Origin of the sequence: Brachyspira pilosicoli (genome assembly GCF_019402445.1) — a bacterium.
Lineage (GTDB): Bacteria > Spirochaetota > Brachyspiria > Brachyspirales > Brachyspiraceae > Brachyspira > Brachyspira pilosicoli_B.
The window spans coordinates 1-6,865 of record NZ_SRZM01000118.1 but is presented as its reverse complement, the minus strand read 5'-3'; the positions used below and the strand labels follow the sequence as shown (position 1 = coordinate 6,865).

Sequence of the window (6,865 nt, the reverse complement as noted above, 5' to 3'; positions counted from 1 at the left end):
GTGTTGTGTTGTGTTGTGTTGTGTTGTGTTCATAAACATACCAATACTATGTAATTTTTATAATTCTATATCATATCATTTTATTTGTCAATAACATATATAATAACTAAATATTGCTTTCATAATACACTTATAATAGTTATTAAAATACGTCTTGTAAACAACAAAAATATTATTTTGACAATTTCTGTTTATTTGGTTATAATTATTAATCAATAATAAATACAAAGGTTTATGCAAAATTATGAAAAGAGCTTTAATTGTAATAATTGCTATAGCTGTAATATTTGCTATATCAATAGCTAGTTTAATAGTATATACAACTTCACCAATATCAAAAGATTCTCAAAAAGTATATTTTGAAATTAAACAAGGTGAAGGTGCTTACAATATATCAAAAAAATTAGAAGAACAAGGACTTATAAGAAATTCAAGACTATTCGTTGTATTAGCTAAACATTTAAAATATGATAGAAAACTTTTAAGCGGTTATTATGAGCTTAATAAAAATATGAGTATGATAGATATAATGAAACATTTAAATAGCGGTAAACAAGCTATGGTAAGGCTCACTATTGCAGAAGGAAAAAATATATACGAAATAGCTAACTATTTAGAAACTCAAGGCTTTACTACAAAAGAAGAGTTTTTAAAAGTATGTCATGATAAAAAAATATTGGAAAAATATAATATTCCTTCTGATAGTGTGGAAGGATATATATTCCCTTCTACATATTATATAGTAAAAGGAAACCCTGCAGAAGTATTAGTTACTCATATGATAGATTCACTTTTTAAACAGTTTCCAGATTTGGAAGAGAGAGCAAAAAAAATTGGAAGAACAGTACATGAAGTATTAACTATGGCTTCTATCGTAGAAAAAGAAATGGGACCTAATGATGACCCTAAATTAATAGCTTCTGTATATTATAATAGATTAAATATAGATAAAAGACTAGAGGCAGACCCTACAACAATTTATGCTATGACTTTAGTAAAAGGTGATTATATAGAAAAGCCAAATTTAAAATATGATGACTTGCGTATGGTACACCCTTATAACACTTATAAAAATACAGGACTTCCTCCAGGACCAATATGTTCAAGCAGTGCTAAAGCTATAGAAGCTTCCCTAAGCCCTGCTAAAACAGATTATATATTTTTTGTAGCAGACGGTACAGGCAAACATGCTTTCTCTGTAACCTATGAAGAGCATTTAAGAAACATTGATAAGTATATTTTTAAAAAATAACTATATTTTGTTATATGATTTTTTATTCAACTTTTTCCCGCATACGAGCTGTACCACCTTGCCGCACAGTAATGCTATGCTTTAATTATAACTTCTTAGTCGTGCGGGGGAGTGCCTTTTAATGTACAATTAAATTATAAAATTTATAATAAAAATGCAGTTCTTTTGGTTCTTTGGATTACGCCTCCGGCACTTCCTTCGGTACCCTAAAGGACTCCATTCAGTTGTAAAAGAAGTTGGGTATGATGCGAAGCCCTAAAAATAACTAAAATAAAAAAGTTAAAAATTCTTAGTGTGTATCAAACATTACAGCTTTTAAATATATTAAATACATCTTCTTTATTTAAAGTCCTAAAATGTTTAAAAGTTAAACTGCCGTTTCTTGTAGTTCTATTTGTAAGTAAATTAAGCATATTATCATCTTGAATGCCTATTCCTAATTCTGTAAAATTAGTAGGCATATTAATTTGTTTGAAATATTCTATAGTTTTATTTATTCCTTCAAGAGCATCATCAACATTCCACACATTTTTTGCATATTTTCTAAATCTCTCTCTTGTATAATCAGAATAGTCATAGCAATATTTAGCCCAATGCCCCCAAATAGTAGAAAGACTAGCTCCATGTGCTACATCAAACTGAGCACTAAGTTCATGACCAAATTTATGTGCTATAAAATCAAACTCATTACCTAAACCTGTTAAAGTATTATGAGATAAACTTCCGCACCACATAAGCTCACTCATAGCATCATAGTTATTTTTATCTTTCATAGCTATAAGACCATTTTTTATAACAACTCTAATTAATGCCTCAGCAATAGCATCTGTAGTTTCATTGAAGCAATTATCAGCAAAATATCTATCTAGAGTATGCATCATAATATCCGCTATTCCGCATGCCACTTGATAATAAGGCAAAGTAAAAGTATAACAAGGATTCATTATAGCAAATTTAGGGCGATTAAACTCTGTATTAAGTCCCCTCTTTTCTAAAGTTTCATCATTAGTAAGCACTGCTGATGTACTAGTTTCACTTCCTGCAGCAGAAATTGTAACTATACATCCTACATTAATAGTTTTTTCTAGAGTTTTTTTGTATGCCCAAAAATCCCAAATATCAACATCAGGATTTGCAACCCCTATCGCTATTGCTTTTGCAGTGTCTATTACACTTCCTCCGCCTATAGCTAAAATCAAATCAGCATTAAACTCTATAGCTTTTTTTACTCCAACTCTAGCATGAGAAAGTAATGGATTTGCTTTTACATCACTAAAAAAAGTATAATCAATATTCTCTTTTTTTAACATGTTTTCTATATCATCTAATAATCCATTTTCTTTTATTCTATTAGAACCATAAACTATAAATACTTTTTTAGCATTTAATTTTTTTATTTCTGAAGCAGTATTATCTTGAGCATTTTTTCCAAATATAACTTTAGTAGGAAGCTGTAAATTAAAACTTTGCATATTTTACACCTTTATAAAAATAATAAAATATAAAAATGATTGCAGTTTCTTAAAATTTTAATTTTTTACAAAATAATATTCATTAATAAATATATTTATAAAAAATCAAAAATAAAAAAATGCAATCATTTGAGAATACTATAAAATATTTAAAATTATTTTCTTAAATCATCAACTAATTTTGTTTTATCAATAGTTTTACTGTCTTTTTCTTTAATAACTTTAGCAGGGTTACCAGCAACTACTTGATTATCAGCCACATCTTCTATAACAATAGCACCAGCACCAATAACAGCATTCTTACCAATATGAACACCCTCTAATACAACAGCATTAGCTCCTATTACAACATTATCTTCCACTATAACAGGCTTAGCAGAAGGAGGCTCTATTACTCCAGCTAATACTGCACCAGCACCAATATGGCAATTCTTACCAACTATAGCACGTCCGCCTAATACAGCACCCATATCTATCATAGTGCCCTCTCCTACTTCAGCACCAATATTGATAATAGCTCCCATCATTATAACGGCATTGTCCCCTATTTTTACTTTATCTCTTATTATGGCACCAGGTTCAATTCTCGCATTAACATCAAAATAACTTAATGTAGGTACTCCAGAGTTTCTTCTATCATTTTCTAAATAATAATCCATTATAAACTCTTTATACTCTTCTAATATTCTTTTTATTTCATCATAATCTCCAACTATAAAATTAAAATCTCCGTAAGAAAAAATTTTAGCATTAGTTTTTATATTTGATAAAGTTCCTTTTATATATGCTTTAACAGGTGTTTTTTTAGTAGAGTTTTTTATATAAGCAATTATATCTTCAGATTTTTCTAACATATCCATTTTTCACTCCAATGTTTAAATTTATAGATTAACATAATACACAATTAATTAAAATTTGTCAAAAGGAATTTATTAAATAATATTATAATTTATAGTATATAAAAAATATTTACTTTTATTATCTTTTTGTTATAATTTTTTTATGAGAAATATCAATAGAATGAATGATTATTTTGTGCGTTATCTTTTAGGCTCTGTAGGTCATGAAGATGTGCTTGAAAATATAGTAAATTGTGTACTTAGAGATTCAGGATTTCAAGAAGTTCATAATTTAGAAATAATCAATCCGCATAATCTGCCAGAAAATATTAATCTTAAAGAATCAGTTCTTGATGTAAAAGCAATTACAAAAGATAAGAAAAAAATCATTATAGAAATACAATTATCTGGAAATATAGATTTTGTAAAAAGAATATTTTATTATATATCAAAAAATATTGTTAGTGAATTAAATGAAAATGAATCTTATGATATTATTAGTCAAGTAATAAGTATCAATTTTATAAACTTTAATATGGATTTTAATGATGAAGGCAAGCCTCATAGATGTTTTAAATTAATAGATACTAAAAATCATAATGTTTCATTAGATATGATGCAGATGCATATAATAGAAATACCAAGATTTATAAAAATTCTTAATAATTCAAATATAGATGATATTAAGAAAAACAAAATATTATCATGGATAGAATTTTTTACAGTTAAGGATTTAGATAAAGTTAAAGAAAAATTAAAGGAGGTAAATGAAATTATGCCTAAAGTAATTGATAAATATGAGAGATTTATATCAAGTGAAAAAGAAATGGAAGTTTATAATGCAAGAGATGCATTTTTATACGGTCAAACATTAATGCTTAAAAGAGAAAGAGAAGAAGGTATAAAAGAGGGCATAGAAAAAGAAAAATATTCATTAGCTAAAAACATGAAAGAGAAAAATATGGATATAAATCTTATTAGTGAATTAACTAAACTTAGTATAGAAGAAATAAAAAAATTATAATTGTATGTTAATTAATATAATTAAAAAAATAATATTTTAATTTCACAATTAAATAAAATTTATAAACTATATAAATTAAGTCCCTATACAATTATTTATAAACAATATACTAATTTTACAAAATAAAATTAAAACAATAAAATAAATAAAATCAATTCACCTTCTCTTTTACTATACCGTTTCTATACGCATTTAGTAATTCTTCCAAATCACTTATTCTTTTGTTTAATCCAATACCAATATCAGTTTCACCTACTGTAATTCTAGTTACAAATCTATCTACTATAGTTGTTTTTGAAGATATTCTAAAACCAGACTCTACAACCTCAGCAAAAGGTCTATGCTCTGCTATAAACATTGCATTAGAATTTGATATTAAAGTGTAGCCTCCTATGCCTGTGCTTTTATGATAGGCCTTAGAAAGTCCTCCGTCTATCATTAAAAGGATACCGCCTCCTTTAATTGGGCTTTCTCCTTTATGAGTCTTTACAGGTACATGACCATTAACTATATGTGATTTATGTATATCCAAATCAAACTCTTTTAATATGCTCTCGCAATAATCTTTTTTATCTATATGATAATAATATGGATTATAACTTTCTTTATGAGTTTCTTTATCTTCTATAAAATATCTTTCAAAGGTTGTCATTTTATTTTTTCCGAATAATGGAGATTTTGGACCGCACCATAAATACCAGCAATAATCCAAAGCATTAAGCTGTTCTTCGCTACCAACTTCGCAGTAAAATGCCTTACGCACCTTGTCTTCAACTTGCTTTAAATATCTCTTTCCAGATAAATATTGTCCGTCTATATATACATCATCAAAACTGCCGTCTTCTTTTGTAGGTATGCATCCATGATAAAGAAGGTTTCCATTAAATATTTTGTATATTCCACCTTTAGCATAAATATAATTAGTATGCTTTTGAAGTGTTGGGCTGTTAATAAAAGAAAATGCTAAACTCTGTATTAAAGTGTTTTCTCCTTCTGTAAGTTCAAATGGATTTTTAGGGTTTATTGTTGGGAAGTTTTTATCTTTAAGTTCATAAGTTTTACCGTCAATATTAATAGTGCCTTTTTTATAATCAATCTTATCAAGAAGTATACGTTCGTCCATAGCATAATTTGGGTGTCTTTTTATAAGCTGACATTCCAACTTAAACTGTATTATTGATATAGCCTTATGCATTTTTGCAGCTAAATCTTTATCAACCTCATCATATATATTTTTATCTAGAGTATTAGGTTTAAATACTTCGCAAGGGTCATCTTTATAAACCTCATTAGCAAATGATGATAATCCCCTTAAATTTATACCATAACTATATTCAAGTAAATCAAAATTATTATACCTCACAGCCAAACGAACAGCATTAGCAACGCAAATTAAACTTCCCTTAGCTGCCCCAAGCCAATGTATATCATGATTACCCCAAGCCATATCAACTTCATTAAAGTTCATTATGCTCTCTATTACCTTATCTGGGTGAGGTCCTCTGTCATAAATGTCGCCTACAATATGAAGCCTGTCTATACTGCATTTTCTTATTAAAGCACATAATGCTATAATAAATTTTTCTGATGCAGATACATCTATTATAGAATCTATTATAGAAAAATAATAATTTTCTTTATTGTCTTCAACTGATGTTTGTAAAAGCTCATCAAGTATATAAGCAAAGTTTTGAGGCATCTTCTTTCTAATCTTTGACCTTGTATATTTGCTAGTAACAAGTTTGCATATTCTAATAAGTCTATATATAGTTATTCTACACCAGTCATTAAAATCCTCTCTAGCAGATTTTTTATTAATCATATTTTTTGTATCTACTATAAGTATTTGAAGTTCTATTCTCTCATTTTCTGTTAAAGTATTTCTAAATAATATTTCTATTTTCTCTTTTATAACACCAGATGAAGTACCTATTAAATATTCAAATCCTTCAGATTCTCCATGTATATCGCTTAAAAAATATTCTGTGCCTTTTGGTAATTTGCATATTGCTTTTAAATTAATAATTTCAACTGAAGCATCATCTATAGTGGGGTACTTTTGAGATAATAACTCTAAATAATCTTTATCTTTCATAATAAAAATCTCCAAAATATTATTTAAAACACAAAAATATATATGAAAATATGTTTTTATTGTAGAATAACTCCGATATAATATATAAGTATATACAAAAAATAATATTAATCTATGATTATGAAAAATATAATAATAAATTTAAGTAATTTTTATTATATTAATATATAATCAATATAATAA

The 6,865-nt window shown here is 27.0% G+C and carries 5 protein-coding genes; 2 read left to right on the top strand and 3 right to left on the bottom strand.

Annotated features, from left to right (window positions below; genetic code table 11):
• The first annotated feature begins 244 nt into the window (after nucleotides 1-244).
• Nucleotides 245-1,252, top strand: a complete 1,008-nt coding sequence (mltG, locus tag E6A48_RS04685; protein ID WP_219708885.1) for an endolytic transglycosylase MltG — start codon at nucleotides 245-247, stop codon at nucleotides 1,250-1,252.
• A 299-nt stretch (nucleotides 1,253-1,551) separates the two neighbouring features.
• On the opposite strand, the gene E6A48_RS04680 is transcribed toward mltG, so the two are convergent.
• Both E6A48_RS04680 and dapD read right to left on the bottom strand, forming a co-directional pair.
• The gene (locus E6A48_RS04680; RefSeq protein ID WP_219708884.1) at nucleotides 1,552-2,724 is read right to left on the bottom strand and encodes an iron-containing alcohol dehydrogenase; all 1,173 of its coding nucleotides are present in this window, start codon (nucleotides 2,722-2,724) and stop codon (nucleotides 1,552-1,554) included.
• 155 nt (nucleotides 2,725-2,879) lie between these two features.
• Complete coding sequence (gene dapD, locus E6A48_RS04675; protein ID WP_219708883.1) at nucleotides 2,880-3,584, bottom strand: 2,3,4,5-tetrahydropyridine-2,6-dicarboxylate N-acetyltransferase; 705 nt, start codon at nucleotides 3,582-3,584, stop codon at nucleotides 2,880-2,882.
• 142 nt (nucleotides 3,585-3,726) lie between these two features.
• Between dapD and E6A48_RS04670 the strand changes: the two genes are divergently transcribed.
• The gene (locus tag E6A48_RS04670) at nucleotides 3,727-4,587 is read left to right on the top strand and encodes an Rpn family recombination-promoting nuclease/putative transposase (protein ID WP_219708882.1); all 861 of its coding nucleotides are present in this window, start codon (nucleotides 3,727-3,729) and stop codon (nucleotides 4,585-4,587) included.
• A gap of 151 nt (nucleotides 4,588-4,738) precedes the next feature.
• On the opposite strand, the gene E6A48_RS04665 is transcribed toward E6A48_RS04670, so the two are convergent.
• Nucleotides 4,739-6,682 carry a fructose-1,6-bisphosphatase gene (locus E6A48_RS04665; protein WP_219708881.1) on the bottom strand — a complete coding sequence of 648 codons (1,944 nt, stop codon included), beginning with the start codon at nucleotides 6,680-6,682 and terminating at the stop codon, nucleotides 4,739-4,741.
• Between the last annotated feature and the right edge of the window lie 183 nt (nucleotides 6,683-6,865).